Origin of the sequence: Nonomuraea sp. NPDC049269 (assembly GCF_043197155.1) — a bacterium.
Classification (GTDB): domain Bacteria; phylum Actinomycetota; class Actinomycetes; order Streptosporangiales; family Streptosporangiaceae; genus Nonomuraea.
In genome coordinates, this window is record NZ_JBICSO010000007.1 from 718396 (window position 1) to 745327 (window position 26932).

Here is a 26932-nt window from a genome sequence, read left to right on the forward strand (position 1 = left end):
CGATGACCCGCCAGCAATGGGAAGACCTGCCGGTCAGCGTACGCGAAAGGGTAGAGCTCGAATGCGGCGGCCCGGTGATCAAGGCGGAGCCCGCCGGCGAAGGCATCATGCCCGGCATCGCGGCCCGGCTCCAGACCGAGAACCACAGTGTGTTCATCAAGGCCGTCGAGGCAGCCGGTATCGCTGCCAAGGCACACCGTACGGAGTCCTGGGCGGCGAGCGTCCTGCCCGACGAGGCTCCCGCACCGCACCTGCTGTGGCGAGGGCAGCAGGACGGCTGGCTGGTGACGGTGTTCGAGTACATCAACGACAACAGCCGCCACGTCGACCTGACACCCGGCTCCCCCGACCTGCCCGTCGTCCTGGACACGGTCTCCCTGCTCGGCGCCCTTCTCACGCCCTGCCCCCGGGGAGGGGCGCCGGTCATCGACAACATCCTGCCGCTCCTGGCCAAGGACTCCCACCTACGCGACAAAGGCATCCCGGCCGACCGCGACCTGTACGACACCGCGATCGAACGCTTCGAGCCAAGCGACCTCCGCGGCAACACCCTGCTGCACTACGACCTCGGTTCGAGCAACATGCTCATCTCACAGGGGAGCGTGTACGTGATCGACTGGTCGTACGCCGCTCGGGGCGCGGCCTGGATCGACGCGGCCATGCTCGCCCCACGCCTCGTCGAAGCCGGACACACCCCACCAGAAGTGGACGAGCTACTGTCCCGCGTACCGTCGTGGACGTCCGCCCCGCCCGACGCGGTGATCGGGCTGGCGGCACTGTGGACGCGGTTCCGCATCTACAAGGCCCGGTACGGGCCGGAGGAGATGCGCGAGTTCCGGGCCAGGGCGGCGGTCGCGGGGAAGACGTGGCTCGCGTACCGACAATCCTTGTGACGTGCTGAGCCACTGAGGTGCTCGGTCGCTGAGGTGCTCGGCCACCGCTGACCTCCGACCACTCAGGTGCTCGGCCGCCACTGACGCGCCGAGCACCGCTCACCCGCTAAACCGCCACTGACCTGCTGAGCACCGCTGACGTGCTGAGTCACCACTATGCGCTTAGCACCGCCTGCTGCTGAGCCACCGCTTACGCGCTGAGCCACAGACGTGAGCCGCAGCCGGGATCTCGGGCGGGGATCCCAGACGGGGCCACAGATGTGGTGCGCCACCAGCCCCCTGGGCCCGCGTCGAAGGCGCCCGCTCAGACAAGGGGCGCTCGCCGGGAGGGGGGCGAGCGCCCCTTGCCTGGGCGGGCGACTTCGCCTGAGCGGGGCGCCTTCACCTCGCAGTCCTGCCGCCGCCCACTCGTCGACCACTGCCTGCCCTGGAACGCTGGTGAAGGACGCCACCGACAGCAGACCGTTGGCTACGGGCCACGGGCGACCACCGCCAGCCGTCCGTCCTGGTCGATCACCGCGAGGTCGCCTGACTGGTCGGTGCGGTAGACGCGGGCACCGAGGCGTTGCAGGAGCGCGATCGTGGACGGCGCTGGATGGCCGTAGTCGTTGTCGGCGCCCACGCTGATCAGTGCCGCCCGAGCGCCGACGGATGCGAAAAAGGCCGGGTCCAGCCGGCGCGAGCCGTGGTGCGGGACCTTGAGTACGTCTGCTCGCGGGGCGAGGCGGCGCAGCAGTTCGTCTTGGGCCTCGGTCTCGATGTCGCCGCTCAGGAGGGCCGAGCCCGCTCGCCAGCGTACGCGGGCCACGACGCTGGCATTATTGATCAAGCTGCCTTCCCCCTGGCCACCGGCCTTACCCTGCGACGGATCGGGGGCGAGGATGGTCACCTCGGAGGGGCCCAGCTGCCAGCGGCTGCCCGCGGGCGGTGTCCACTCCGGGATCCGGTGGCGGGCGAGGATGGTCGCGATGCGGTTGCTCTCCTGCTGGGCGACGCGTTGCGGGCTGACGACGACCGCGCCGACGTGCCTGTTCTTGAGTACGCCGGGGAGTCCGTCCACGTGGTCGGCGTGCGGGTGCGTGAGGAGCAGCAGGGGTACGTCGCGTACGTCCAGTCTGCGAAGGCAGCGGTCCATGACGACGGGGTCCGGGCCGGTGTCGACGACGATCCCCCGACCGGGACCGGCCGCCAGCACAATGCCGTCACCCTGCCCGACGTCGCAGACCACCATCAGCCAGTTCGGAGGCGGCCATGGCTTGGCCACGGGACGAACGACGAGCACGACCACGAGTGCCACGCCGGCCATCGTGAGAGCCACCGTCCGCCAGGCACGGCGTCGAAGTACGGGAATCGCCACAGCCACGGCGATCACCAGGAGGCCGAGCCCAGGAAGCCCGCCCGGCCACGGAAGTGTGGCGAGCGGCACGCCCACGGCCCACTGGGCGACCATGATGATCCAGCCGACCGCGTACCCGGCCGGGATGACCAGCCATTGAGCCGCCTGAGGCCAAAGGGGAGCCACCAGCGCGGCAACGAACCCGAGGATGGTCGCGGGCGCCACTGCCGGGCCCGCGAGCAGGTTGGCGGGGATCGCCACCAGGGTGAGCTGGCCGGACATCAGCACGAGAACCGGTGTCACAGCGACCTGCGCCGCTGCAGACACGGCCACCGCCTCCGCCGCCCATCGAGGAAGCCGTAGACGACCCTTCGGCGGAGAACGGATCGGTGCAGAGGGCGACGCCGCCGACGCCAGGACATCATCGGATGTGGCTGCACCGTCGAACGCCGTATCGAGCGTGGCGGCACCACGAAGTACCGAGCCGGAGGCGACAGCTCCACAGACCGCCGAGCCGAATGTGGCAGAACCACAGGTCGCCGAATTGGACGCGGCACCCCACCGCACCGGATCCGACGTCACAGCACCACGAAGCGCCGCAGCGCACGCGACACCACCACCGAATGCCGAAACGGACGCACCAGCACCACCAAGCACCGCAGCGGACGTGACACCACCGCCACATGCCGGATCAGAGGCGACGGCGCCACGGGGTGCCGAGTCGCTGTGACGCCCGGGGGCGCCAGCCCGGGTGGAGACGGGCCGCTCGGGGTCCGGGGCGTCGTGGATGGCGGCACTGGTCGGGGTCTCCGCCGGGTCAGGGCCGGTGAGGCGGGTTCGCCAGCGGGGAGCGAGCAGGAGGATGCCGGCGGTGGCGGATGCCGACAGGGCGAAGCCGTACGAGTGGGCCAGTTCGGGGTCGAACAGGATGAGCAGCAGGATCGACGCCGACAGGGCCGCCACGCCATCCTTTGTCCGGCCGGTGCCGAGGGCTACGGCGGCGGTCAGGCCCATGAGCAGAGCTCGGAGGACACTCGGCGAGGGCCGTGCGACCACGGCGAACGCGATCATGGCGACGGCCGCGAGGACGGCTCTCAGGGCGAGCGGGAGTCCTGCCAGGCGGGAGACGGCCAGGACGGCGCTTGCGACGATCGCCAGGTTCGCCCCACTCACCGCGTTCAAGTGGCTCAAGCCTGCTTCGGTGAGATCGGCGGTGAGCTGTCGGTCCATGCGGGAGACGTCGCCTACGACCAAGCCCGGAAGGAGGCCGCGCTGGTCTGCCGGGAGTACGTCCGCAGCCGTCCGTAGACCCGCTCGGAGGGTGCCTGCCGCGGCTTGGATCCATGACGGGGATGTGAGGACATGTGGTGGACCTCGGACGAGGAGAACGGCGCTTGTCAGGTCGCCCGGGGTCGCCTGGGCGAGGCGGGCGGTCACTTCCAGGCGCTGGCTTGGGAGGAGGCGGGTCCATTCGGCGCCTTGGGCGAAGACGATCACGGGGGTGTTCACGGCGAGTCGGGTTGCCGGGGTTTGGAGCAGGGTCAGGGTGGCGGGAACGATTATTCGGTCTTGGGTGAAGCGTCCGCCTCGGTGGCGTCTGACCTTCGGGTCGTCGGTGAGGGTGATCTGTGCGGTGACCTGTGCTCCGCGGGCCGCCAGGGCGACCACCGGGCCTGTGCTCACGGCGTGGACGCGCAGGGCTACCGAAGCCGAGGTCGCGGCGACGCAGGTGAGGGTCGCGATCGCCACGTTGCGCCAGAGCCGTCGAACGGCGCCGGGAACCGGTCCCGAGGACGGACGAGCGCACACGATCCGCCTGAGCACGGAGAGGGAACGGGCGGCTCGGAAGCGTGCGGCAAGCGGGTGTCCAGGCCAGAAGCGCGCAAGGGCACGGGTAGGTGAGAGGCACGTCAGGGCCGTGCGGGTAAACGGTGAGCGCGTACGAGCGGGCGAGGAAGGCGTCGCGGGCACGCGGGTGGGCGAGGAGGGCGTCGCGGGCACGCGGGTGGGCGAGGAGGGCGTCGTGGGCGCGCGGGTGGGCGAGGAGGGCGTCAGACGCGGCCTGGTGGGTGAGGAAGGTGTCAGGAGCGGGCGGGTGAGCAAGGGGTGTCTGCGTATGCGCGCGAATCTGGAGCCTGCCAGAAGGGCCGCTGCGGACCCGATGGCCAGGATGGAGACGATCAGGCTCGTTGTTGGGGAGAAGCTCAGCAGGGTGAGGGCGGTGGCCCAGGCGGCCAGACCGGGGAGAGTCAGGGACCAGGAGTGGGGGGAGGCGGGAAGGTCGTGGGGCATGTCAGACGCGTACCTTTCCCTTGATTTCCTCGTACTTCTTCGCGCCGATGCCGCTGACCTCGCGCAGCTGGTCGATGCTGGTGAAGCCGCCGTGCGTGGTACGGAAGTCGGCGATGCGGGCCGCCAGGACCTCGCCCACCCCGGGGAGTTGCTCCAGTTGGTCGGGGGTGGCCGAGTTGAGGTCGAGTGTTGTGGTGGCGGGGTCTGCTTGGGTGGGGGCGGATGGGGCGCCTATGACGATCTGTTCGCCGTCTACGAGACGTCTGGCCAGGTTGACCGAGGATGTGGCGGTGCCGCGCTGGGGTCCGCCGGCGGCTGTCACGGCGTCGGCCACTCTGGCTCCCATGGCGAGGGTGTAGAGGCCCGGCTTGCGGACCTTCCCGGTGATGTGGACGGTCACCTTGGCCGTGGGAGATGGATTGGAGGGCACCGGTGGGCTGGGGATCGGGGCGGGGAGGGGCTCCGGGGTGGGTTGGGAGCGCCACGCGATCACGCCTGCCACCACCGCGGCCAGGACAGCCAGGGCAATCAGGATGCGCAGACCTGGCTTGCCAGGGTCGAGGGAGGCGGGGGGCCTGGTGGTGACGGCCTGGCGGAAGGCTTCGAACGAGGGTGGGATGGGGGCCCAACCTGGCCTCAGGGTCGGGTCATGCGGCAGCGAAGGTGGGCCTGATCCCAGGGGCGGGTCGTGCGGGGGCAGCGGGCGATCCGACCCTGGTGGCGGGTCGTGTGGGAGCGGTGCGCGGCCTGATCCCAGAGGTGACTCAGGCGGGAGCGGGGGCCGGCCTGAGCCCATGGGCGGGTCATGCGGATCTTGGAGTGCGCCGCCGGGCAGGCTGGGGCTGGTGATGGACCGTAGGCGGGACTCGGCGATGGTCCGCTCGGCTGTCGCATCGTGGTTGCGCACGGCAGCGAAGGTACGAGACCGGCTGGGGGTCGCAGAGCGGTGAACGAGGTTCTGGGGACAACCGAGGCATGGCGGGCCAGCCTGTGGACGACATGGTGAACGGCCTGAAGGAAGTGGCGGGTGGTCAGGCGTCCGTGGTCAGTACGGCTAGTCGGCTGAGGCGACCGTCAGTCCCAGCATCCCTGGCCCCACATGTACCCCGATAACCGCCCCAACCTCCACCACCCGCATCTCCACGATCCCGGGCAGCCGCTTGGCCAGTCGTTCCGCCAGCCCCTCCGCCCGTCCCAGCGCCCCCAGGTGCTGCACCGCCACCCGCACCTCCGCCTCGCCCTCAGCGGCCGCCACCGCCAGATCCTCCAGCCGCGCGATGGCCCTGCCCGCCGTCCGTACCTTCTCCAGCAGCGTGACCCGCCCGTCCACAAGGTGCAGCAGGGGCTTGATCATCAGCGCCGAACCCACCAGCGAGGCCGCCGTCCCGATGCGCCCGCCGCGCCGCAGGTACTCCAGCGTGTCGGCGTAGAAGTACGTCCGGGTACGCGCAACGCACCGCCGGGCGGCAGCCGCCACCTCCGCGAGCGATCCGCCCGCCGCGGCCGTACGGGCGGCGGCGAGCACCGGGTAGCCGAGCCCCATGGCGATCGACCGGCTGTCGATGACCTCCACCGGCACCGGGCACTCCGCGGCGGCCAGCAGCGCGGCGGAGGCCGTACCGGAGAACTCACCCGACAGGTGGATCGAGACCACGCCCGAAGCGCCGCCGGCCGCCAGCGACGCGTAGCACGAGGCGAAGTGAGCGGGTGCGGGTCTGGAGGTGGTCGCCGACGACAGGTCTCCGGTGAATAAGTTCTCGTCGTATGACAAACCACCGGAAGTCACCTGTACAGGTACAAAAGCGACACCAGGCATCGGAGGTAGGTAAGCTGTTGAATCTGTGACCACGAGCACCGATGGCGGCATAGTCCGAGATTAACTACTGAACCGGGGTTCCACCCCGCCAGACCCGGCGCGGCTTGAGGCCGAAGGACCAGGCGAAGGCGCCCTCGTGGTCGGCGTCCCACTGGACGATGTCGGCCAGGCGGCCGGGAGCCAGGACGCCGCGGTCGGGCGCGCCCAGCACGGTGGCGCCGCCGAGCGTGGCCGCCCGCAGCGCGTCGTTGACGCTCATCCCGAACGCCGACACCGCCATCGCGATGACCAGGGACATCGAGGTGATGCCGCAGTAGCCGGGGTTGTGGTCGCTGCCGAGCGCGATCTGCACACCATGCTTGATCATCTGGCGGACCGGCGGCAGGTGGCCGCGCTGGAGCGCCGTCGCGGGGCAGACCACGGCGGGCACGCCGTAGCGGGACATGATCGCGATGTCCTCTTCGGACATGTGGTGCAGCCCGTCGGCGGAGGCGCAGCCGAGCTCGGCGGCCAGCTGGACGGCGCCGCGGCGGCTGAAGAGGCCGGCGTGGATGCGCGGCAGCAGGCCGACGTTGCGGCCCGAGGCGAGCACCCAGCGGGACTCCTCGGTGGTGAAGTGGCCCTCGTCGCAGTAGACGTCCACGCTGTCGGCACCGGCGGCGGCCGCGTCGGCGCACCAGGCGCCCACGGCCTCGACGTATTCGCGCTGCCGGCCGAAGTATTCCGGTGGCACCACGTGCGCCGCGAGGAAGGTGACGTGCACCCGCGGCATCATCGGCTCCTTCTCCAGCTCGCGCAGGAGCCGCACGTCGGCGAGCTCGCCGTCGCGGGTGAGGTGATAGCCGGTCTTGGCCTCGACGGTCGTGGTGCCGCTGAGCAGCCAGCCGCGCAGCCGCTCACGGACGCCGTTGCACAGGGTCCACGGGTCGGTGCCGCGGGTCACGGTGACGGTCGAGCCCACGCCGCCGCCCGCCGCGGTGATCGCCGACGAGGTGGAGCCGCCGGTGCGGATCGCCAGCTCGGCGTAGCGGTTGCCCGCGTAGACCGGGTGGGTGTGCGCGTCGATGAGGCCGGGCGTGACGAGTGCGCCACCCAGGTTTTCGACGTGGTCCACGTCGACGATGTCGTCAACGACACCGGGCACGCTCTGCGGCAGATCGGGCGCCCGCCCGACCCACGCGATCCGGTCGTTGTGTACGAGGATGGCCGCGTTGCTGAGAACCTCGTTGCCGGTCCAGAGGCGGCCGATATTGGTCAGAAGCCGAACGGTCACCGCATCACCGCCCCGCGGGATCCCCCAGGCGAGCACAGCACCCAGCAGCGCACGGCTGACGCCGCGCCCACTGAGTCGGCTCCGGGTCCGGACGACATGGGGGGTCTCCTGCTCTCATCCGCTATGGCTGTGCGGTGACCGTATCGCCGGACTCATGATCCGGCGATTTCAGTTCAGTTACGTTATTTCACAGGTGGGCTTGCTGTACAGGGTTATTCGGAAGAAAGCCCACTCTTCCCAACCGCCACTCGACCCCATTGAACCCCTGTGGCCCCCGCACGCGACCTCACTCACAGCAGCGATCATGCGAAACCCGCGCCATTAGTGTCGTAAGACTCGGCTTATCCTAGCAATCCCAGCGTTCAGGGACCACTGCCGCCTTTGGGCAGCCCTGCAGTGATTTTGGCGGAGCTGCCCGCTTGCGACGCCTAAGAGACGCGTTCGACAGGCTTGCCGGCCCGCTCCAGTTCCTGGAACAGGCTCGGGAGCACGCGTGCGTGCAGGATCGTGCCGTCCGCCACGTGGTCCACCGAGAGCACCTCGCCCTCCTTGTGGGCCCGCGAGATCAGGTCGCTCCTGTCGTACGGCATGAGCAACAGGACCTCGTGGTCGAGCCTGGGCAGCTCGCGTTCGATGAGCGCCATCAGCTCGGCGATGCCGGCACCGGTGCGCGCCGAGACCACGATGCTGTCGCGCTCGCGCCTGGCGATGCGGTCCAGCACTTCCTGGTCAGCCGCGTCGGCCTTGTTGATCACCACGATCTCGGGCACGTCGGAGGCGCCCTCGATGTCGGCGAAGACCTCGCGTACGGCGGCGAGCTGGCCTTCCGGATCGGGGTGCGCCCCGTCGACCACGTGCAGGATCAGGTCGGCGTCGGCGACCTCCTCCAGCGTGGAGCGGAACGCCTCGATCAGCTGGTGCGGCAGGTGGCGCACGAAGCCGACCGTGTCGGCGATCGTGAACAGCCTGCCGTCAGGCGTGTGCGCCCGGCGTACGGTCGGGTCGAGGGTGGCGAACAGCGCGTCCTCCACCAGCACTCCCGCACCGGTGATGCGGTTGAGCAGGGAGGACTTGCCGGCGTTGGTGTAACCCGCGATCGCCACGGCCGGGACCTCGCGCCGGGTGCGCCGGTGGCGCATCGTGTCGCGCGAGGTGGACATGCCGCTGATCTGGCGCCGCAGCTTGGCCATGCGCTCGCGGATGCGGCGCCGGTCCAGCTCGATCTTGGTCTCACCGGGGCCGCGGCCGCCGATGCCGACGCCGCCCGCGGCGCGTCCACCCACCTGCCTGGACAGGTTGCCACCCCAGCCGCGCAGGCGGGGCAGCAGGTATTGGAGCTGGGCCAGCTCGACCTGAGCCTTGCCCTCACGGCTCTTGGCGTGCTGCGCGAAGATGTCGAGGATCAGCGCGGTGCGGTCGATGACCTTCACCTTGACCGTCTCCTCCAGCTGGCGGAGCTGGCCAGGGGCCAGCTCGCCGTCGCAGATCACGGTGTCGGCGCCGGTCGAGTCGACCACGTCGCGGAGTTCGAGCGCCTTGCCCGAGCCGATGTAGGTGGCCGGGTCGGGCTTCTGGCGGCGCTGGATGAGGCCCTCGAGGACCTCGGAGCCCGCCGTCTCGGCCAGGAGCTTGAGCTCCAGCAGGGAGTTTTCAGCGTCTTCGGCCGTGCCTGAGGTCCAGACGCCGACCAGGACGACCCGCTCGAGCCGCAGCTGCCGGTATTCGACCTCGGAGACGTCTTGGAGTTCGGTGGAGAGGCCCGCCACGCGGCGTAGCGCCTGGCGCTCCTCGAGGTCCATCTCGCCGGTCTCGAACTCGTCGCGCGCGGAGTATTCGTGCATTCGTGTCATCTCTAATAGGCAACGTCTGAACACCGGAGTGTCTTCCCCGATGGTGACATGACATCCCTGACGCCATCACCTGGTTATCCGGGCAACACGCTCGCGTCCCCCGAGCCCGTGGTCAGCGACACCTTGTGCGGAGAGGACGGGTCCTTCTTGACCGAAACCGTCGCCTCGCCCGATCCGACCTCGGTCTTCACATCATAGGCACCGTCCGGAACGTGCAGGATGGCCTCGCCGGAGCCGCTCTCCATCTCGACGCTGTCGGGCACGGTGGCGAACTTCACCTCGACGTCGCCGGAACCGGCCTCAGCGAAGATCTTCTTGCCCCCGAGGCCGGTGGCGTCCACGTCGCCCGAGCCGGCGGACGCCTCGATCTGCCCGGTCAGCTGCCGCATCGTGATGTTGCCCGAGCCCGCGTCGGCGTCGATCTGCAGACCCTTGGGGACCTCGATCTTGTAGTCGACGCTGCAACTGCCCCAGTCCTTGTTGCAGTCGTAATACACAGAGAGCGTGTCACCGTCGACCTTGTGCTGGGCCCTCGGCTTCTCGTTGCGCCACTGGAGGGTCTCGGTGACCCGCACGGCCGCCCCGTCGTACTCCGTGATCACGGAGTCGCCGGACTCGTTCCTGACGTGCAGCTTGGCCACCTTGTCCGTGACCTGGTACGTGACGGTGTCCTGATTGGTCGGGCCACCGAGACTCTTGAGCCCGCAGCCCGTCAGCAGCAGCGCCGAGGCGAGAAGGCCGCCCGCGATCACGATTGTCTTCATGCCGCAGATCCTCGCGCGCGCAGGCCTTGGCGCACATCGGGGTTTCCCCCCGAACCCCTCCCAGGGGAACCCCCACCTTTGACCCGGGACCACCCATGAAGTAACTTCGCTTCCATAATCCAGAACTGATTTTCCACATCATGGAAGAAGGGGCTCATGGAGATCACCGGCCCGATGCTCGACCGGTTCGACGAGGTCCTCACGCCGGAGGCGCTCGCCTTCGTGGAGAGTCTCCAGCGAGAGTTCGACGCCACGCGCCAGGAGCTGCTGGAAGCCCGGCAGGTACGGCAGACGGAGCTGTCGGCGGGCGGCCGGCTCGACTTCCTGCCGGAGACCAAGGCGGTCAGGGAGGGCGACTGGAGCGTCGCGCCCCCGGCTCCGGGCCTCGAGGACCGCCGGGTCGAGATCACCGGCCCGGTCGACCGCAAGATGACGATCAACGCGCTCAACTCCGGTGCCAAGGTCTGGCTCGCCGACTTCGAGGACGCCAACTCCCCGCTCTGGGCGAACTGCGTCAGCGGCCACCTCAACCTGCGCGCCGCCCTCGACCGGACGATCGACTTCGAGACCGGTGGAAAGTCATACTCACTCAAGCCCGACGCCGAGCTGGCCACGATCGTGGTCCGGCCGCGCGGCTGGCACCTCGACGAGAAGCACGCCCTGGTGGACGGGCGGCCGGTGTCGGCCTCGCTGTTCGACTTCGGGCTCTACTTCTTCCACTGCGCCCAGCGGCAGCTGGACAAGGGCCGCGGCCCGTACTTCTACCTGCCGAAGATGGAGTCGCACCTGGAGGCGCGACTCTGGAACGAGGTGTTCGTCCGCGCGCAGGACCTGCTGGGCATCCCGCAGGGGACGATCAGGGCGACCGTGCTGATCGAGACGTACCCGGCGGCGTTCGAGATGGAGGAGATCCTCTACGAGCTGCGCGAGCACTCGGCGGGGCTCAACGCGGGCCGCTGGGACTACCTGTTCAGCGTGATCAAGAAGTTCCGCACCAGGGGCCGCGAGTTCCTGCTGCCCGAGCGCAACGCGGTCACGATGACCGCGCCGTTCATGCGCGCGTACACCGAGCTGCTGGTGCGCACCTGCCACAAGCGCGGCGCGCACGCGATCGGGGGGATGGCGGCGTTCATCCCCTCGCGGCGCGATGCCGAGGTGAACGCCATGGCCCTGGAGAAGGTGCGCGCCGACAAGACGCGCGAGTCGGGCGACGGCTTCGACGGCTCCTGGGTGGCGCACCCCGACCTGGTGCCGATCTGCCGCGAGGTGTTCGACGGCGTGCTGGGCTCGCGGCCCAACCAGCTCGACAGGACGCGCGAGGAGGTCTCGGTCTCGGCCGCCGATCTGCTGGCGGTCTCCGAGACGCCGGGCGTGATCACCGAGACCGGGCTGCGCGGCAACGTGGACGTGGCGCTGCGCTACCTGGCCGCCTGGATGGGCGGGCTCGGGGCGGTGGCGATCCACAACCTCATGGAGGACGCGGCCACGGCGGAGATCTCCCGCTCGCAGATCTGGCAGTGGATCCACAACGACATCACGCTGTCCGACACGGGCGCGACGGTGACGAAGGAGCTGGTCGAGCAGATCATCGCCGAGGAGCTGGCGAAGATCGCGGCCGAGCCCGGCTACGACGAGCGGCTGTACGAGCAGGCCACGGCGCTGTTCAAGGAGGTCGCGCTGGACGACGACTTTGCCGAATTCCTGACACTCCCGGCGTACGCCCGCATGCCGTAAAGGATGATGATAAGAAGGGGGGCGCCATGGTCGACAAGCTGCTCGACGAGCTGACGGCCGCGCTGCACGCGCTGCTGCCCGCCGACTCGGTTATCACCGACCCGGTACGCCTGCGCACCTACGAGTGCGACGGCCTGACCTACCACCGGGCCACGCCGGGCGTGGTCGTGCTGCCGGAGACCGCCGAGCAGATCTCCGGCGTGGTCCGCGCCTGCAACGACTTCGGGGTGCCGTTCGTGGCCCGCGGCTCCGGCACCGGGCTGTCGGGCGGGGCGCTCCCCCGCGAGGACGGCGTACTGATCGTCACCTCCAAGATGCGCCGCGTCCTGGAGATCGACCTGCCCAACCGCAGGGCCGTCGTGGAGCCGGGCGTCACGAACCTGGCGATCACCGAGGCCGTCCGCGACCAGGGCTATTACTACGCCCCCGACCCGTCCAGCCAGCAGATCTGCTCGATCGGCGGCAACGTGGCGGAGAACTCCGGCGGCGCCCACTGCCTGAAATACGGCTTCACGGTCAACCACATCGAAGCCTGCGAGATCGTCACCCCCGACGGTGACCTGGTGACGCTCGACCGCATGGACCCCGGCTACGACCTGCTCGGCGCGTTCATCGGCTCCGAGGGCACGCTGGGCATTGCGACCAAGATCACGGTACGGCTGAGCCGTACCCCCGAGTCCGTCATCACCGTGCTGGCCGCGTTCGAGAGCATCGAGCAGGGCGGGCAGGCCGTGTCGGCGATCATCGGCGCGGGCATCGTGCCGGCCGCGATCGAGATGATGGACGCGCTGTCCATCGAGGCGGCCGAGGCGGCGGTGTCCTGCTCCTATCCCGAGGGTGCGGGCGCGGTGCTGATCGTCGAGCTCGACGGGCCGGAGCAGGAGGTCGTCCGGCAGTTCGAGCGACTTCAGGAGATCTGCTCGGGGGCGTTCGAGCTGCGGGTGGCCGACGACCCGGCCGAGCGGGCGGCGATCTGGCGGGGCCGCAAGTCGGCGTTCGCGGCCGTCGGCCGGATCAGCCCGGCCTACATCGTGCAGGACGGCGTGGTGCCGCGCACTTCCCTGCCCAAGGTGCTGGCCGCCATCGACCGGCTGTCGCAGGAGTACGGGATCAGGGTGGCCAACGTCTTCCACGCGGGCGACGGCAACCTGCATCCACTGGTGCTGTTCGACGACGCGGAGCCGGGGGCGGGCGAGCGGGCCGAGGCGGTCTCCGGCGCGATCCTCGACCTGTGCATCGAGCACGGCGGGTCGATCACCGGTGAGCACGGGGTGGGCACGGACAAGGCGAAGTACATGCCGAAGATGTTCTCGGCGGACGATCTCGACACCATGCAGCTCGTCCGCTGCGCCTTCGACCCGAAGAGCCTGTCGAACCCGGGCAAGATCTTCCCCACTCCGCGGCTGTGCGGGGAGGTGCCCGGCGTGCGCAAGGGCGTCCATCCGCTGGTCGCCTCGGGGCAGGCGGAGCAGTTCTGATGGAGGCGCTGCGGAAGACCGGCGTGACGGTCAGGGAGGCCGGGCCGGACGACGCCGTGGGCGGGGTGCGCCCGAGCGTGGTGGCGCTGCCCGAGTCGGTCGAGGAGATCGCGGCCGTGCTGCGGGCCTGCGCCGAGCAGGACCTGGCGGTCGTGCCCGCGGGCGGCGGCACCAAGCTGCACTGGGGCCCGCCGCCCGAACGGTGTGACGTCCTGCTCGACCTGTGCTGCCTGAACGAGGTCATCGAGCACGCCGCGGGCGACCTCGTGGTGAAGGCCCAGGCCGGGGTGACGATGGACGCGCTGGCTGACGCGCTCGCCACGCAGGGCCAGGAGCTGGCGCTGGACGTGCCGTTCGCCGACGGCGCGACGGTCGGCGGCACGCTGGCCGCCGCGACGGCCGGGCCGCGTGCCTTCCGCTACGGTACGGCCCGCGACCTGCTCATCGGCATCACCGTCGTCCTGCCGGACGGGACCGTGGCCAAGTCGGGCGGTCGGGTGGTCAAGAACGTCGCGGGCTACGACCTGGGCAAGCTGTTCACCGGCTCGTACGGCACGCTGGGCGTCATCGCCGAGGCCACGTTCCGGCTGCACCCGCTGCCCGCCGACCGGCGCTATGTCGTGGCTGCGTTCGAGTCGCACGAGCGCGTCCAGGAGGTGGCCGCGCTGCTCGCCGCGTCGCAGGCCGAGCCGAGCGCGGTCGAGCTCGACTGGCCCGGTGGGGACGCGCCGTTCACCCTGGCCGCACTGGTCGAGGGCACGGCTGCCGGGCAGCGGGCGGAGGCGCTGCGCGAGGCGATGGGCGCGGGCACCGTCACGGACGAGGCGCCGGCCTGGTGGGGGCTGATCACGGACGACGAGGTCCTGCTTGAGCTGCGCTTCCCGCCGGCGCGGGCGGGCGAGGTCCTGGAGGCGGTACGCGGCACCGGGTTCGCGCTGCGCGGCTCGCCGGTCGCGGGCCGGGTCCGGCTGGAGCCCGGAGGACACGCCACAGGCTTCGCGGGTGTCGTGTCCGGCCTGCGGGAGCGCCTGGCGCCGCTGGGCGGCCGGGTGACCGTGCTGGCCGCGCCGGAGGAGAGTGTGGACCGGTGGGGACCGGTGAGCGCGCTGCCGCTGATGCGGCGGGTCAAGGAACGGTTCGACCCGGGGCGCAGGATGTCTCCCGGCCGGTTCGTGGGAGGCATCTGACATGACATCCGGCATCGACCCCAAGCTGATCAACGACTGCGTGCACTGCGGTTTCTGCCTGCCCACCTGCCCGACGTACGTGCTGTGGGGCGAGGAGATGGACTCGCCGCGCGGCCGGATCCACCTGATGAAACAGCACGTCGAGGGCACCCCGGTGACCCCGGCGATGGCCGGCCACTTCGACGCCTGCCTCGGCTGCATGGCCTGCGTCACCGCCTGCCCGTCGGGCGTCCAGTACGACCAGCTGATCGAGCAGACGCGGGCCGAGGTCGAGCGGGTCCACGTGCGCGACCCACGTGAGCGGGCGGTCAGGGAGATCGTGTTCAGCCTGTTCCCCTACCCGCGCAGGCTGCGGCTGCTGCGCCCGGGGATGTGGCTGGCCGAGCGGATGGCGCCGTTCCTGGCGCGGGTGCATCCCAGCCTCGGGGCGATGGCCGGGCTGGCGCCCAGGGTGGAGCACAGGCAGCGGCTGCCGCGGCTGGTCCGGGCCAGGGGGCCGCGCCGGGCCGTGGTCGGCATGCTCACCGGGTGCGTGCAGGGCGAGTTCTTCCCGCAGGTCAACGCGGCCACCGCGCGGGTGCTCGCGCTGGAGGGCTGCGACGTGGTCATCCCGCCAGGACAGGGCTGCTGCGGGGCGCTGAGCGTGCACTCGGGTCGCGAGGAGCAGGCCAGGCGGCTCGCGCGGCGCACGGTCAGGACGTTCACCAGGGCCGGCGTGGACACGGTCGTGGTCAACGCGGCCGGGTGCGGGTCGTCGATGAAGGAGTACGGCCGGCTGCTGGGCAGGGAGCCGGGGTTCCGGGTGCTGGACCTGTCGGAATACCTTGCCGAGCTGGGACCGGTGGCGGACCGGCATCCGCTGCCCGTGACGGTGGCCTACCACGACGCCTGCCACCTGGCCCACGCGCAGGGGATCCGGGCCCAGCCGCGCGAGCTGCTGAAGGCGATCCCGGGGCTGGACCTGCGCGAGGTGCCGGAGTCGGCCATCTGCTGCGGTTCGGCGGGCACGTACAACATCTTCCAGCCCGAGGCGGCCCGCGACCTGGGCGACAGGAAGGCCAGGTCGGTGGCCTCGACGGGCGCGGAGCTGCTGGTGTCGGCCAATCCGGGCTGCACGATGCAGATAGCCGCCGCGATGCGGCGCGGCGGCGCGCAGATCAGGGTGGCGCACACGGCCGAGGTGCTGGACGCGTCGCTGCGCGGGGTGTCCCTTTGACCGGACGGGGGTTGGGCGGGTGAGCGTGCAGTCGGTCGAGCGGGCGCTCGACGTGCTGGAGGCGCTGGCCGAGCACGGTGGTGAGGCGGGGCTGTCGGAGATCGCGGCCAAGACCGGGCTGCCGTTCGGGACGATCCACCGGCTGCTGCAGACGCTGCTGGCCCGCGGCTACGTACGTCAGGAGTCGGACCGGCGCTACGCGCTGGGCGGCGGCCTGGTGCGACTGGGTGGCATCGCCGAGAGCATGGTCGGCGTGTGGGCGCGGCCCTACCTGTCGAAGCTGGTGTCGCTGTCGGGAGAGACGGCGAACCTGGCGGTGCTGGAGGGTGACTTCATCGTCTATGTGGCGCAGGTGCCCTCGCCGCGCAGGCTGCGGATGTTCGCGGAGGTCGGCAGGCGGGTGCTGCCGCACAGCACGGCCGTGGGCAAGGTGCTGCTGGCGGGGCGGCCGGCCGATGAGGCGGTCGCGGTGTTCGTACGGACCGGCATGCCGCGCCGCACCCCGAACACGATCACCGACACCGAGGGCATGCTCACCGAGCTCGGCCGGGTCAGGGACCGGGGTTATGCGATGGACCTGGGCGAGGAGGAGCTGGGCGTGCACTGCCTGGCCGTGCCCGTGCACGACGGGAACCGGGTGGTGGCGGCCATGTCGGTGTCGGGCCCGGCGGAGCGGATCGACGCCCTCGACCGGGACGAGCTGGCCGCGGCCATGCGCAAGCTCGCGCTCGACTTCGGCGCCGAGCTCAGCCCGGTGGCCGGCGCGGGCTGACCAAGCCGGCGGATCGGCTATTACCGTTGACCGCATGTGTAGAAGCATCAAGACCCTGCGCCCGCCGTACACCGAGGACGTGACGGAAGACGACGTACGGGCGGCGGCGCTGCAGTACGTACGCAAGATCTCCGGCTTCCGCGCGCCCGCCGCGCACAACGCCGAGGCGTTCGACCGGGCGGTCGAGACGATCACCCGGGCGTCGGAGGAGTTGCTGGCGGCGCTACAGGTTCGCGGAGGGCGTTGACACGGTCGCTCTGTGCAGGAAGTGTCCCCGGTGTAACCGCATCGATCGCCAGGGGGCATCCCATGATCAGTGGGCTGTATCAGGGTAGGGACGGGGACTCGCGCCTCGAACTCCGGGTGGACGTCGACGGGGCGCGGCCCACGGGGAGGGTGAGCGGAGATCTGTTCTCCGTGGCGGGCGCGACCACGTCATACGCCGGCTCGTTCGTGGTGAACACGGCCTCGGCAACGGCCGAGGGCGCCGGGACGAAGATCACGGGGCGGGGCGCGTTCTCGTTCGACACCCCGGCGAAGGACGTGACGGTCACGATCAGCGGCACGGTGGGCACCGCCAGGATCGCCGGGCAGACCTACGAGCTGACGTTCTCCGGCCGCCACTTCCGTACCGTGCTCCTGGAGCAGGACTCGGTGGCGGGCACCCGGCCGTTCGAGAAGTACGGCACCGGGACGCTGCCCGGCCCGGCGGGCTCACCGGCGAGGGAGCTGAGCGTGGCCGCCGCCTACGACGAGGCGGGGATCCGCCTGACCGTCAACCCGCCCGGGGTGATCCCGGTCGACGGGTCGGGCGCGGACCTGGCGTGGGACGACGCCGAGCTGCATCACGCGATGACGCAGCAGTTCAGCGCGTTCGGGGAGGCTCCGGCCTGGCGGGTGTGGCTGCTGGTGGCCAGCAAGCACGTGGGCGGTTACCGGGGCATCATGTTCGACTACGACGACGCGCACCAGCGGCAGGGGTCCGCGGTCTTCTACGACGCGATCAAGGGCGACACTCCGCAGGCGCAGCGCGCGCAACTGCGTACGTACGTGCACGAACTCGGCCACGCCTTCAACCTGCTGCACTCCTGGCAGAAGAACCTGGGCAACCCACCCCAGCCGCTCGGCCCGAACGGCGGCTTCGGCGACCTGTCCTGGATGAACTACGTCCAGAACTACCAACCCGGTGGCGAGCAGGGCTACTGGGCCGCCTTCCCCTTCCAGTTCACCGACTCCGAGCTCGTCCACCTCCGTCACGGTTTCTACCGGGAGGTGGCCATGGGCGCGAACGCCTTCGGCACGGGCGCCGCCGACATCGCGCCCTTCGAACAGCCGATCGTGGACCGGTCCGGGCTGCTGCTCGAACTGCGGGCCAAGGAGTCGTTCGGCTTCGGCGAGCCCGTCGTGGTGGAGCTGAAGCTGTCCACGACCGGCGAGCCGCGCACCACGCACGGCCACCTCCATCCCGACACCGAGTTCACCCAGATCACCATCACCCAGCCGACCGGCCGGACAGTGCTGTACCGGCCGATGATGCGGCACTGCGTCGACACCTCACCCGACATCCGGCTCGACTCGGGCAACCCGGCCATGTACCGGAGCGCGTACATCGGGCACGGCCGCGACGGGCACTACTTCCAGCAGCCCGGCGAGTACCAGGTGCGCGGGCAGTACATCGCCGCCGACGGCTCACGCATCGTCTCCCCCGCGTGCCTGGTCAGGGTCCGTTACCCGGTCGGCGCGGACGATCACCGGGTGGCGGAGCTGATGCTGGGCGACGAGCAGGGCAAGCTGTTCTCGCTGCTCGGCTCCGACTCGCCGACGCTGAGCTCGGGCAACCGGGCGCTGGACGAGGTGATCGGCAGGTACGGCGGCCACCCGCTGGCCGTCTACGCCCGCATGGTCAAGGGGCTCAACGCCGAGCGCGAGTTCAAGGCGATCACCACCGACAAGCAGGTTGAGGTCCGGCCGCCGGACCTCAAACAGGGCATCGAGCAGCTCACCGCGGTGGCCCGGGACGCCAGCGTCGACAACATCACCCTGAACATGGTGATGCGCCGCCTGGCCAGAGCCGAAGCCCGCCAGGGCGACCTGGAACGGGCCAACGCGGTGATGGACAAGATGGTCGCCCTGTTCCAGTCCAAGGGGGTCAACCAGATCGTCATGGGACAGATCAGGCGCCAGGCCGAGCTCACGAAGGCGGCGCTCAGCGCGGAAGTGTGACCGGCTCGCCGCCTGAGCAGCCGATCCGTACCTCGACGTCCTCGCGCCCGTCGGCCTCGAACTCGACCTTGGCCTCCGGCCGGGGACCTGGATCGACGTCGTCGACCGAGTAGCCCTGGGCGGGGCTCCACGACCGCAGCGTCACCTGGCCGCCCGCGCAGGAGGCGATCACGGTGCCGCCGGCCGTACGGATGAACTTGCCGACATGCGGACTCACGGAGGCCGTCGGAGCGGCGGAAGCCGTCGGGGCGGCGGTCCTGGACGCCTGGACGGTGGCGGTGGCGAGAGCGGCGCGGATCTCGCCCTGGCTCAGCACCCGCCCGGACGTGCCGGTGAGCACGCCGCCGAGCAACCCGAGCACCGCCACGGCCGCGCCCGTCGCGGCGAGCGCGGTGACAGCCCAGGCCAGCACGAATCGCTTCACCGTGCCAGCTTCCCCCATCTCCGGATAAGGCCGGGTTAACGCCACGATAAGGCGGCCCTGCGCATCTCCCTGCAGCGTCTACCGTTGCCGTATATGGCTGACATCCTCCTCATCGAGGACGACGTGGCGATCCGCACGGCGCTGAGCCGCGGTCTGCGGGAGCTCGGCCACGCCGTCTCCTCCTCCCCCACGGCCCTCGACGGGTTACGGCTGGCCGTCGAGAACCGGCCCGACCTGATCGTGCTCGACCTGGGGCTGCCCGATCTCGACGGTGTGGACCTGCTGCGCATGCTGCGCGCGGTGAGCCGGGTGCCGGTGATCGTCGCCACCGCGCATGACGGGGACGCCGAGATGGTGCCGGTGCTCGACGCGGGTGCCGACGACTACGTGGTCAAGCCGTACAGCTCGGCGCAGCTCGACGCCCGGATCAGGGCCGTGCTGCGGCGCGCGGGCAACTCCGCGCCCGAGCCGCTGGAGGTCGGCGAGCTGCGCATCGACCCGCGTGCGCGGGTGGCCACGCTCGGCGGCGAGGCTCTGGACCTGACGCCGCGCGAGTTCGACGTGCTGCGTTACCTCGCCGCCCGGCCCGGCGAGGTGGTCACCAAGCGGGAGCTGCTGACCGAGGTGTGGCAGCTCCCCTACGGCGGGGCCGACAAGACCGTCGATGTGCACCTGTCGTGGCTGCGCAGGAAGCTCGGCGAGACCGCTGCGGAGCCGCGTTACCTGCACACGGTGAGAGGTGTCGGGGTCAAGCTGGTCGGACCGTCGTGAGGCGCTGGCTGGCGCTGCTGGTGGCCGCGACCACCTCGGTCGTGCTGATCGCGCTGCTGGTGCCGATGGCGTTGCTGATCCGCTCCGTGGCGGAGAACGGCGCCATGAACCGCGCCACCGCCGCCGCCGAGTCGGTCGCCGTCGCGGTCGGCGCGCCCGACCTGGAGCTCGCGGTGGCGCAGGTCTCCCGCCCCGTGACGGTGTTCCTGCCCGACGGGCGGACGCTCGGCCCGGCCGCGCCCCGCTCCGACGCGGTACGGCTGGCCATGACCGGCCGCAGCGTCACCGCCGAGGCCCCGGGCGGCAGAGAGGTGCTCGTCTCGGTGCGTTCGCCGGAGGGCACGGTGGTGATCAGGGCGTTCGCCGACAACGCGGAACTGCTGCGCGGGGTCCGCGAGGCGTGGCTGGCGCTGCTGGTGCTCGGCCTGGCGCTGGTTGTGCTGGGCATCGTCCTGGCCGACCGGCTGGCGCTCGCGGTCACCAGACCGGTCGACGGACTGGCCAAGGTCTCACACCGGCTGGCCGGTGGCGACCTGGCCGCGCGGGCCGAGCCGGGCGGGCCGCCGGAGGTGCGGTCGGTGGCGCTCGCGCTGAACCACCTGGCCGGGCGGATCGACGACCTGCTGGCCGCCGAGCGCGAGTCGGTGGCAGACCTGTCACACCGGCTGCGCACGCCCCTGACCGGTCTCAGGCTGGACGCGGAGTCGCTGCGTGACCCTGAGGAGGCGGAACGCGTCGGGGCCCGCGTTGACGCCCTGGAGCGGGCCGTGAGCGCGGTCATCACCGATGCCCGCCGCCGTGCCGCCGATCGGGAGGGCTGCGACGCGACGGCGGTCGTGCGGAAGCGGGTGCGGTTCTGGTCGGTGCTCGCGGAGGACCAGGGACGGGCCGTCGAGGTGGAACTGCCGCCCGGAGCGCTCCCGGTGGCGGTCCGCGCGGAGGAGCTCGCCGCCTGCGTGGACGCGCTGCTCGGCAACGTGTTCGCGCACACTCCCGAAGGAGCCGCCCTGTCCGTACGGCTGGCCGCCCGCCCGCCCGGAGCTGTGCTGACCATCGCCGACGAGGGCCCCGGCTTCGACCGGGCGCTCCTGGAGCGTGGCCACAGCGGGGGCGGATCCACCGGGCTCGGCCTGGACATCGCGCGGCGTACGGCCGAGGACGCGGGCGGACGGCTGTCCGTGTCATCCCCGTCCGGGGGCGGGGCGGTGGTGGAGGTGACGTTAACCGGGGCTTAGCGCGGCCTTACCGGTGATCGCGATTGCGTAGAGGCATGAACACAATCACCAAGTTCGTCGCAGCAGGTGCCGGTGCCGTCGTGCTCGTCGCGGGTGGTGGCGCCGCCTACGCCGCCGCCACGGCCACCGCTCCGAAGGTCACGGCCGAGCGGGCCATCGAGATCGCGCACAAGCAGGTCCCCGGCGCGTGGGTCAAGGAGGTCTCGTACGACGGTCGCGGGACTCGGCCTGACGTGTGGGAGGTGGGACTGGTCAAGGGCGCTGAGGACCATGACCTCGACGTCGACGCGGCCACGGGGAAGGTCCTGAGCCAGAGCACCGACCGCAAGGACGACGACCGCAAGGACGACGACGACTGACGACAAGATCCGGGCGCGCCTCCCCATCCGCGGAGAGGCGTGCCCGGATCGTCGGCACCGGTGGTCAGCAGGAGTCCAGGATGCCGTCCATGGCGTCCTTCTCACCGGTGGTCAGCCACAGGCCGTACTTCGCCTTCACGTCGATCTGCTTGACGATGTAGGTGCAGCGGTACGCCTTGCGCGGCGGCAGCCAGGTCGCGGCGTCGGAGTCGCTCTTCTGGCCGTTGAGCGGCCCGTCCACGGCCATCAGGTTCATCGGGTCGTTGGCGAACTCCTTGCGCTTGTCCGCCGTCCACTGCTGCGCGCCCTTCTGCCAGGCGTCGGACAGCGGGATCAGGTGGTCGATCTGCACGGCGGTGCTGGTGTCCTGGCCGCGCTTGAAGGTGATGGTCTTGCCGCTGTACGGGTCGTCGAGCACGCCGCTGAGGACGATGCAGTCGTGGGTGCCCGACTTGAACTTCTCGTCGTGCAGGTCACGCTTCAAGATGTCGTTGCGGGTGTCACAGCCGTTGTGGTCGACGTCCGACCAGGCCGGCCCGAACTTCTCCCGCTCGAAGCCGGTCTTCGGCGCACGGCCTTTGACGGCGAGTTTGGCCAGCTTCTTGCGGGCGTCCCCCACGTCGGCCGATGGCGCCTTGCCCGAGTCGGCTTGAGGTGTCTGCGCTTCCAGTTGCCCACATCCGGCGAGCAATCCCACTGTGGCCAAACCGGCCAAAACCACACGAAACCGCACGCTCTACCCCTTGACTTAAGTTTTAGCAAAGTCTAGGTAGAGCAATTACCCCTAAGGCACAACTTATCCCTCAAGAGTGCAAAACATCCCTTACACGGTCGGCCACCGGGCTCGGCCAGACCACGGACGGGGCTAAGAATGCGCACGTCACGGCGCCCAGCACGCTCCACCGGAGGAGCGTGCCCCTGGACAGGCCTCAGCCCGTATGACGACTGGGGCCCACTGGGCCGGCCGTAAAAAAAGATCCCGCCTGTAGAGACGGGATCGGTCACGATGGGAAAGAAAAGCGGCTACGAACGCCCGTACGAGTCCTCCAGGCGCTCGATGTCGTCCTCGTCGAAGTGGCCGAAGGCGATCTCGAGAATCCGCGTCGCCGGCCCGGACGAGCTGAGCCGGTGCGTCTGACCCTGCTGGATCAGGACCCGATCCCCCACCGCGGGCTCGATCCGCTTCCCGTCCACCTCGAACACGCACCCCGGGTCGAGCGCCACCCACAGCTCGGAGCGGTGCTCATGACGCTGCAAGCTCAGCCGCTGCCCTGGCGAGACCTCGATGATCTTGACGGTGGACACCTCGTTGAGGGTGAACCGCTCGAACCCACCCCACGGCCGCTCGTCACGGATCACAGCGGCCAGCCTGTCGATGTCCTGCATCGCCCCTCCAGGTCCCGGAAAATCACGCCATCAATCAGCGCTCAAACTACCAGGCACCACGGACCGCCAGGTCAGGTGGTGCGCCAAGTCAGGTGATGAGGATGCCGCCGTCGACGGGGAGGACGACGCCGGTGATGTACGAGGACGCGTCACTCGCCAGGAAGACCGCCGCGGCCACCAACTCCGCCGGATCCCCCACCCGTCCCATGACCACCCGCTGCGCCAGCATCCGCTCCAGATATGCGGGGTTGTACTGCTCCGTCATCTCCGAGGCGAAGAACCCCGGCTCCAGGCAGTTGACCCGGATCCCCCGCCGCCCCGTCCACTGTTGCGCCAGGTCCCGGGTCAGCCCGATCACCGCCGCCTTCGACGCACTGTAAGCGGCCTGCGGCAGCCCCGCCGTCGTCTCGCCCAGGATGCTGCCGATGTTGACGATCGACGAGCCGGGCCGCATCACCCGCGCGCACGCCTGCGCCATCCAGTAGGTGCCGTGCAGGTTGATGTCGACCACCTGCCGGAACTCCTCCGGTGTCTCCCGCAGCGCGGGCACGGCGGTGCCGACCCCGGCGTTGTTGATCAGCACGTCGACCGAGCCCATGGTCTCCACGGCCGCGGCGACCAGCGCCTGGCAGTCCTCGACCCGCGTCACGTCGGTCTTGACGGCCAGGCACCGGCGGCCGGTCTCCTCGACCAGCCGCCGCGTCTCATCCAGCCGGTCCTGCCGCCGGGCGCCGATCACGATGTCGGCCCCGGCCTCGGCCAGCCCGCGGGCGAAGGCCACGCCCAGTCCCGACGACGCGCCGGTGACGACGGCGACCTTCCCCTCGAGGCTGAACCGCTGGAGCATGCTAGAGACCGTATTCCTTGACGATCCGCTCGTGGCGCTCGACCTCCACGTCGACCTCCTTGGCCAGGTCGAGCCAGGCCAGCGGGTGCGACCACCGCTCGGTGGCGTCGTCGAGCAGCGCGTCGACCTCGGTCGCCGAGACGTCCGGCGGCACCGCGACCCAGCCGAACACCCCGGGCAGCGCCTCGCCGCCGGTCGGGTGGGTGACCGTGTAGTTCTCGTCGCTGTAGACCCACATCGGCCAGCCGCGCTCGGCCATGACCTCGGTGAACTCCGCCCAGTCCTCCTCGCTCGGCGCGGCGCCGTCGAAGAAGTAGCTGGTGTAGCCGCCGGGCCGCAGGATGCGCACCGCTGCGAACGGCGGCACGAAGTTCTGCTGCTCTTCGGGGTCGTCGGGGACCGGCTCCAGCAGCTGCGGGTCGAACACGACCAGGTCACCGGCGTTGTAGTCCATGCCGCGGGGCTGCGGCAGGGCGAGCCGGGCGGTGGCCGGGCCGGTGCGGATGGACAGGATCTGCCGCTGACCGCCGTCGGGCGCGGGGAGGATGACCCGGATGAGGCCCATCTCCTCCTCGATCGGGCCTTCGGTCGACTTGACCGGCATGCCGATCTTGGCGGTGCCCTTGCGGACGATGTCCCAGTCCTCGCTCGAGGTGGCCATGACGATCATGCGCCAGGTGTCCTCTTCGGTGATCTCGTCGATCACTTCGAGCAGCGCCTGGGCACCCTTGGCGTTCTCGTCGAGCTGCTGGGCCGCGGTGGCCACCAGGCGGCGCGCCTCGAGACCGCCGCCGGCCGCCACGGCGTGCTCGGCCGCCTCCAGCGCCTCCGGCCAGCGCTCGCGGGCGCTGTGCAGCCGCGCCAGCGCGAGGTATTGGGTGTCGTGCGGCAGCAGCGCCGCCAGCTGCTCCAGCCGCTCGTCCTGGCGGGCCTCGACGAGCAGCGTGGTCAGGGTGGAGATGTCGTCGGGCTCGGCGGCGGCGAGGTCGCCGGAGTCGACCAGCAGCTTCCAGTAGATGTCGGCGCCCGTCGCCGGGTAGCCGAGGAAGCCGAGCGTGGTGGTGTGGCGGCGGGTGGTCTCCAGGTCCTCGCCGGAGCGCGGGGCCAGCCAGCCGACCCACCGCTCGGGGTCGGCGTTGTGGCCGTCGGCGGCGTCGAAGTAGGCCACCCGCTCCTCGACCGGACCCGGCGCGGGCGGCTCGGCCGTCGCGTCGGCGGCGGCGCGCAGGGCGGCGATCCGCTCGGCCACTCCCGCGCTCTCGCGCAGCTCGGCGGCGGCCGACTGGGCCTGGTCGGCCAGCAGCCGCGCCTGCCAGACGCCCTGCCTGGCGATGGCCAGCTCACCCGCGACCAGCGAGAGCTCGAAGCGGGCGCGGTAGCCGCCCATCATGCCGAAGTAGTCGATCCACTGGCGCAGCACGCGGCCGAGCTGCCAGGTGTTGGTGATCTGCGAGGAGCCGGCCAGCTTGGCGACCGCCTGCGACCACTCCACCCACGAGTGCGGGTGCTCGCCGACCACGTCGAGGTCGGGCAGCGCGTCGACGGCCTCGGCGATGCGGCCGAGCGTGGCCAGGATCAGCGCCCGGCGTACGCCGTCGCGGTGTGCCTTGGCCACCGGGTCGTCGGCCTGGAAGTCGGCCGCGGCCTGGAGCGCGGCCAGCGCGTCCTCTCCGCGTCCGGCGGCGAGCAGCGCGCGGGCGCTCTCGGCGCCGAGCTCCCAGCTCGCCTCACGGTCGGCGGCGCGCAGCCGCTCGACGGCGGTCTCGGCGTAGGTCACGGCCTCGCCGGCCCGGCCCGCGTCGATGAGCGCGGCGATGTACTGCGTCACCAGCCCGGTGTAGGCGGGGTTGGCCGGCTGGAGGTCCTCGATGACCGCGTTGAGCGTCTCCAGGCGTTCGGCCGCGTAGCCCGGGCCGTCGGCGTTGGCCCACGCCAGCGCGAGCGCCTCGACCGCGGCCGGTGTGGCCGGGCAGTCGCGCACCTCTTCGCGCTGAGCGAACGACAGCAACTGCTCGGCGTCACCGATCGCGACGGCACCCTGCGCGCGGTCGCCCACGCGGCCGAGCAGGTGCCAGTAGCGGGCGTAGAACTCGAGCCACGGGAGCTCCAGGGCCTCCGCCTGCTGTGCGATGGCCGGAGCCATCACGTCTAGCTGGGGGTATCGCCCCTCATAGGCCTGTGCGGGCAGGTCTCCCAGCGCCATGGCGAGGCCCACATTGCCCGCCTCAGAAAGCTGCTGCTGGGTTTCACCGACCCAGGCCCAGATGTCCACGTCCATGAGCAGTCAGTCTGCCAGGTCAATGAGCGTGCCCAAAACGCAGAAGCTCGATGAGCTCGTCCGATTCGTCATTGTCCAATACCGAAAATACCGATGCCAGCAGATCATCGGTCGTGTCTTCGACCGCGGCCCGCTTCGCGACCACCTCGGGACCCGGCTTCTGGTACGGCTGCGGCCAATTGCAGAACCGCGCCATCGCCTCACCGAGCGTGTGTCCGAAAGGTGCGTCATGTTCGGCCGCCAGCATCGCCTCCAGCGGGTGGAGGCCCGCCGCGAGCACCGCGTTGGCGTGCAACCCCCCTCGCAGCTCCCGTACGACGTGCATGAGCTGCGTGGCCCGCGCGGGCGGGTCGTCGGGCAGGGGTACGGCCCGCCACCCGGCGAACAGCGGCGCCCCGGCGACCGGGGCCTGGGCGACGACCCGTTCGAGCAGTTCGGCGAGCCTGGCGCAGCCGTCGAAGTCGCCGAGCCGGCGCCGTCCCCACTCCTGGCAGGCTTCGGCGTAGCTCTCGACGGCCCGCTCGACGCTCAGCTTGCGCCCGCCGTACCAGCTCTCCTCGACGTGGGCGGCGGGGAAGAAGACCGCGACGGAGGTGACCACGTCGGCCTCGCACTCGCCGAGAACCCCGCAGCGCCCGCGGAAGTAGAACTCACGCGGGCCGAGACCGTACTCCTCGCAGCGGGTCTTGGCCTCCCTGGAGATCATGAATCCGCCGCCGTACTGGCCGATCGGGGTCTTGACCAGCACGGCCGTGGTTCTCGGGTCCGCCATGTCCAGCCCTCTCGGTTCGGGAAGTG

At 70.6% G+C, this 26932-nt stretch carries 24 protein-coding genes; 12 read left to right on the forward strand and 12 right to left on the reverse strand.

What is annotated here, in order from left to right:
• The first annotated feature begins 2 nt into the window (after positions 1–2).
• Entirely contained in the window at positions 3–893 is an 891-nt protein-coding gene (locus ACGFNP_RS38880; RefSeq protein ID WP_358336338.1) for a phosphotransferase, read from the forward strand.
• A gap of 469 nt (positions 894–1362) precedes the next feature.
• Here ACGFNP_RS38880 and ACGFNP_RS38885 read toward each other — a convergent pair whose 3' ends face one another.
• Positions 1363–3459 carry a ComEC/Rec2 family competence protein gene (locus tag ACGFNP_RS38885; protein WP_393327365.1) on the reverse strand — a complete coding sequence of 699 codons (2097 nt, stop codon included), beginning with the start codon at positions 3457–3459 and terminating at the stop codon, positions 1363–1365.
• On the opposite strand from ACGFNP_RS38885, the gene ACGFNP_RS38890 reads away from it, so the two are divergent.
• Positions 3412–3537: a hypothetical protein gene (locus ACGFNP_RS38890; protein ID WP_393327540.1), complete on the forward strand. Its 126-nt coding sequence runs from the start codon at positions 3412–3414 to the stop codon at positions 3535–3537. The two genes, ACGFNP_RS38885 and ACGFNP_RS38890, sit on opposite strands and share 48 nt — an antisense overlap.
• Before the next feature lie 985 nt (positions 3538–4522).
• Here ACGFNP_RS38890 and ACGFNP_RS38895 read toward each other — a convergent pair.
• From ACGFNP_RS38895 to ACGFNP_RS38915, 5 genes are all read right to left on the reverse strand, one after another.
• Positions 4523–5014, reverse strand: a complete 492-nt coding sequence (locus ACGFNP_RS38895; protein WP_358336332.1) for a ComEA family DNA-binding protein — start codon at positions 5012–5014, stop codon at positions 4523–4525.
• Between the two features lie 561 nt (positions 5015–5575).
• Entirely contained in the window at positions 5576–6388 is an 813-nt protein-coding gene (locus tag ACGFNP_RS38900) for a DegV family protein (protein WP_393327368.1), read from the reverse strand.
• A 13-nt stretch (positions 6389–6401) separates the two neighbouring features.
• On the reverse strand, positions 6402–7610 hold the full coding sequence (gene hutI / locus ACGFNP_RS38905) for an imidazolonepropionase (protein ID WP_219527611.1): 1209 nt from the start codon (positions 7608–7610) through the stop codon (positions 6402–6404).
• Between the two features lie 428 nt (positions 7611–8038).
• A complete protein-coding gene (gene hflX, locus ACGFNP_RS38910) occupies positions 8039–9451 on the reverse strand; it encodes a GTPase HflX (RefSeq protein ID WP_358336607.1) in 1413 nt (470 codons plus the stop codon).
• 83 nt (positions 9452–9534) lie between these two features.
• Positions 9535–10224 (reverse strand): DUF4097 family beta strand repeat-containing protein, encoded by a 690-nt coding sequence (locus ACGFNP_RS38915; protein WP_358336326.1) that lies wholly within the window; start codon positions 10222–10224, stop codon positions 9535–9537.
• Positions 10225–10380: 156 nt separating this feature from the next.
• Here ACGFNP_RS38915 and aceB point away from each other — a divergent pair, with 156 nt between their 5' ends.
• The 7 genes from aceB (at position 10381) to ACGFNP_RS38950 (ending at position 18834) form a co-directional block, all read left to right on the forward strand.
• Complete coding sequence (aceB, locus tag ACGFNP_RS38920; RefSeq protein WP_393327372.1) at positions 10381–11958, forward strand: malate synthase A; 1578 nt, start codon at positions 10381–10383, stop codon at positions 11956–11958.
• A gap of 26 nt (positions 11959–11984) precedes the next feature.
• Positions 11985–13436 carry an FAD-linked oxidase C-terminal domain-containing protein gene (locus tag ACGFNP_RS38925; RefSeq protein WP_358336320.1) on the forward strand — a complete coding sequence of 484 codons (1452 nt, stop codon included), beginning with the start codon at positions 11985–11987 and terminating at the stop codon, positions 13434–13436.
• Entirely contained in the window at positions 13436–14623 is a 1188-nt protein-coding gene (locus tag ACGFNP_RS38930) for an FAD-binding oxidoreductase (protein WP_358336317.1), read from the forward strand. Before ACGFNP_RS38925 ends, ACGFNP_RS38930 begins: the two co-directional genes overlap by 1 nt.
• A 1-nt stretch (position 14624) precedes the next feature.
• Positions 14625–15839 carry a (Fe-S)-binding protein gene (locus ACGFNP_RS38935; protein ID WP_393327375.1) on the forward strand — a complete coding sequence of 405 codons (1215 nt, stop codon included), beginning with the start codon at positions 14625–14627 and terminating at the stop codon, positions 15837–15839.
• Positions 15840–15864: 25 nt separating this feature from the next.
• Positions 15865–16611, forward strand: coding sequence for an IclR family transcriptional regulator (locus ACGFNP_RS38940; RefSeq protein WP_393327536.1), 747 nt, complete (start codon positions 15865–15867; stop codon positions 16609–16611).
• Positions 16612–16645: 34 nt separating this feature from the next.
• Positions 16646–16858: a DUF2277 domain-containing protein gene (locus ACGFNP_RS38945; protein WP_214638472.1), complete on the forward strand. Its 213-nt coding sequence runs from the start codon at positions 16646–16648 to the stop codon at positions 16856–16858.
• Positions 16859–16920: 62 nt separating this feature from the next.
• Positions 16921–18834, forward strand: a complete 1914-nt coding sequence (locus tag ACGFNP_RS38950; RefSeq protein ID WP_393327378.1) for a hypothetical protein — start codon at positions 16921–16923, stop codon at positions 18832–18834.
• Here the strand turns inward: ACGFNP_RS38950 and ACGFNP_RS38955 are convergent.
• Entirely contained in the window at positions 18818–19258 is a 441-nt protein-coding gene (locus tag ACGFNP_RS38955; protein WP_358336304.1) for a hypothetical protein, read from the reverse strand. The two genes, ACGFNP_RS38950 and ACGFNP_RS38955, sit on opposite strands and share 17 nt — an antisense overlap.
• 93 nt (positions 19259–19351) lie before the next feature.
• Here ACGFNP_RS38955 and ACGFNP_RS38960 point away from each other — a divergent pair, with 93 nt between their 5' ends.
• The 3 genes from ACGFNP_RS38960 to ACGFNP_RS38970 are packed head-to-tail and all read left to right on the forward strand — an operon-like array spanning position 19352 to position 21623.
• Positions 19352–20029, forward strand: a complete 678-nt coding sequence (locus ACGFNP_RS38960) for a response regulator transcription factor (RefSeq protein ID WP_358336302.1) — start codon at positions 19352–19354, stop codon at positions 20027–20029.
• A complete protein-coding gene (locus tag ACGFNP_RS38965; RefSeq protein WP_393327381.1) occupies positions 20026–21264 on the forward strand; it encodes a sensor histidine kinase in 1239 nt (412 codons plus the stop codon). Before ACGFNP_RS38960 ends, ACGFNP_RS38965 begins: the two co-directional genes overlap by 4 nt.
• 35 nt (positions 21265–21299) lie before the next feature.
• Positions 21300–21623: a PepSY domain-containing protein gene (locus ACGFNP_RS38970; RefSeq protein ID WP_358336296.1), complete on the forward strand. Its 324-nt coding sequence runs from the start codon at positions 21300–21302 to the stop codon at positions 21621–21623.
• Between the two features lie 64 nt (positions 21624–21687).
• Here ACGFNP_RS38970 and ACGFNP_RS38975 read toward each other — a convergent pair whose 3' ends face one another.
• The 5 genes from ACGFNP_RS38975 to ACGFNP_RS38995 all read right to left on the reverse strand — a co-directional run bounded on the left by ACGFNP_RS38975 (position 21688) and on the right by ACGFNP_RS38995 (position 26906).
• The gene (locus tag ACGFNP_RS38975) at positions 21688–22356 is read right to left on the reverse strand and encodes an HNH endonuclease family protein (RefSeq protein WP_393327384.1); all 669 of its coding nucleotides are present in this window, start codon (positions 22354–22356) and stop codon (positions 21688–21690) included.
• A 290-nt stretch (positions 22357–22646) separates the two neighbouring features.
• Complete coding sequence (locus tag ACGFNP_RS38980; RefSeq protein ID WP_214638474.1) at positions 22647–23009, reverse strand: phosphomannose isomerase type II C-terminal cupin domain; 363 nt, start codon at positions 23007–23009, stop codon at positions 22647–22649.
• An 88-nt stretch (positions 23010–23097) separates the two neighbouring features.
• Complete coding sequence (locus ACGFNP_RS38985) at positions 23098–23856, reverse strand: glucose 1-dehydrogenase (RefSeq protein WP_358336290.1); 759 nt, start codon at positions 23854–23856, stop codon at positions 23098–23100.
• A 1-nt stretch (position 23857) separates the two neighbouring features.
• A complete protein-coding gene (locus ACGFNP_RS38990; RefSeq protein ID WP_358336287.1) occupies positions 23858–26134 on the reverse strand; it encodes a tetratricopeptide repeat protein in 2277 nt (758 codons plus the stop codon).
• A gap of 19 nt (positions 26135–26153) precedes the next feature.
• Complete coding sequence (locus ACGFNP_RS38995) at positions 26154–26906, reverse strand: hypothetical protein (protein WP_393327388.1); 753 nt, start codon at positions 26904–26906, stop codon at positions 26154–26156.
• Positions 26907–26932 lie beyond the last annotated feature (26 nt).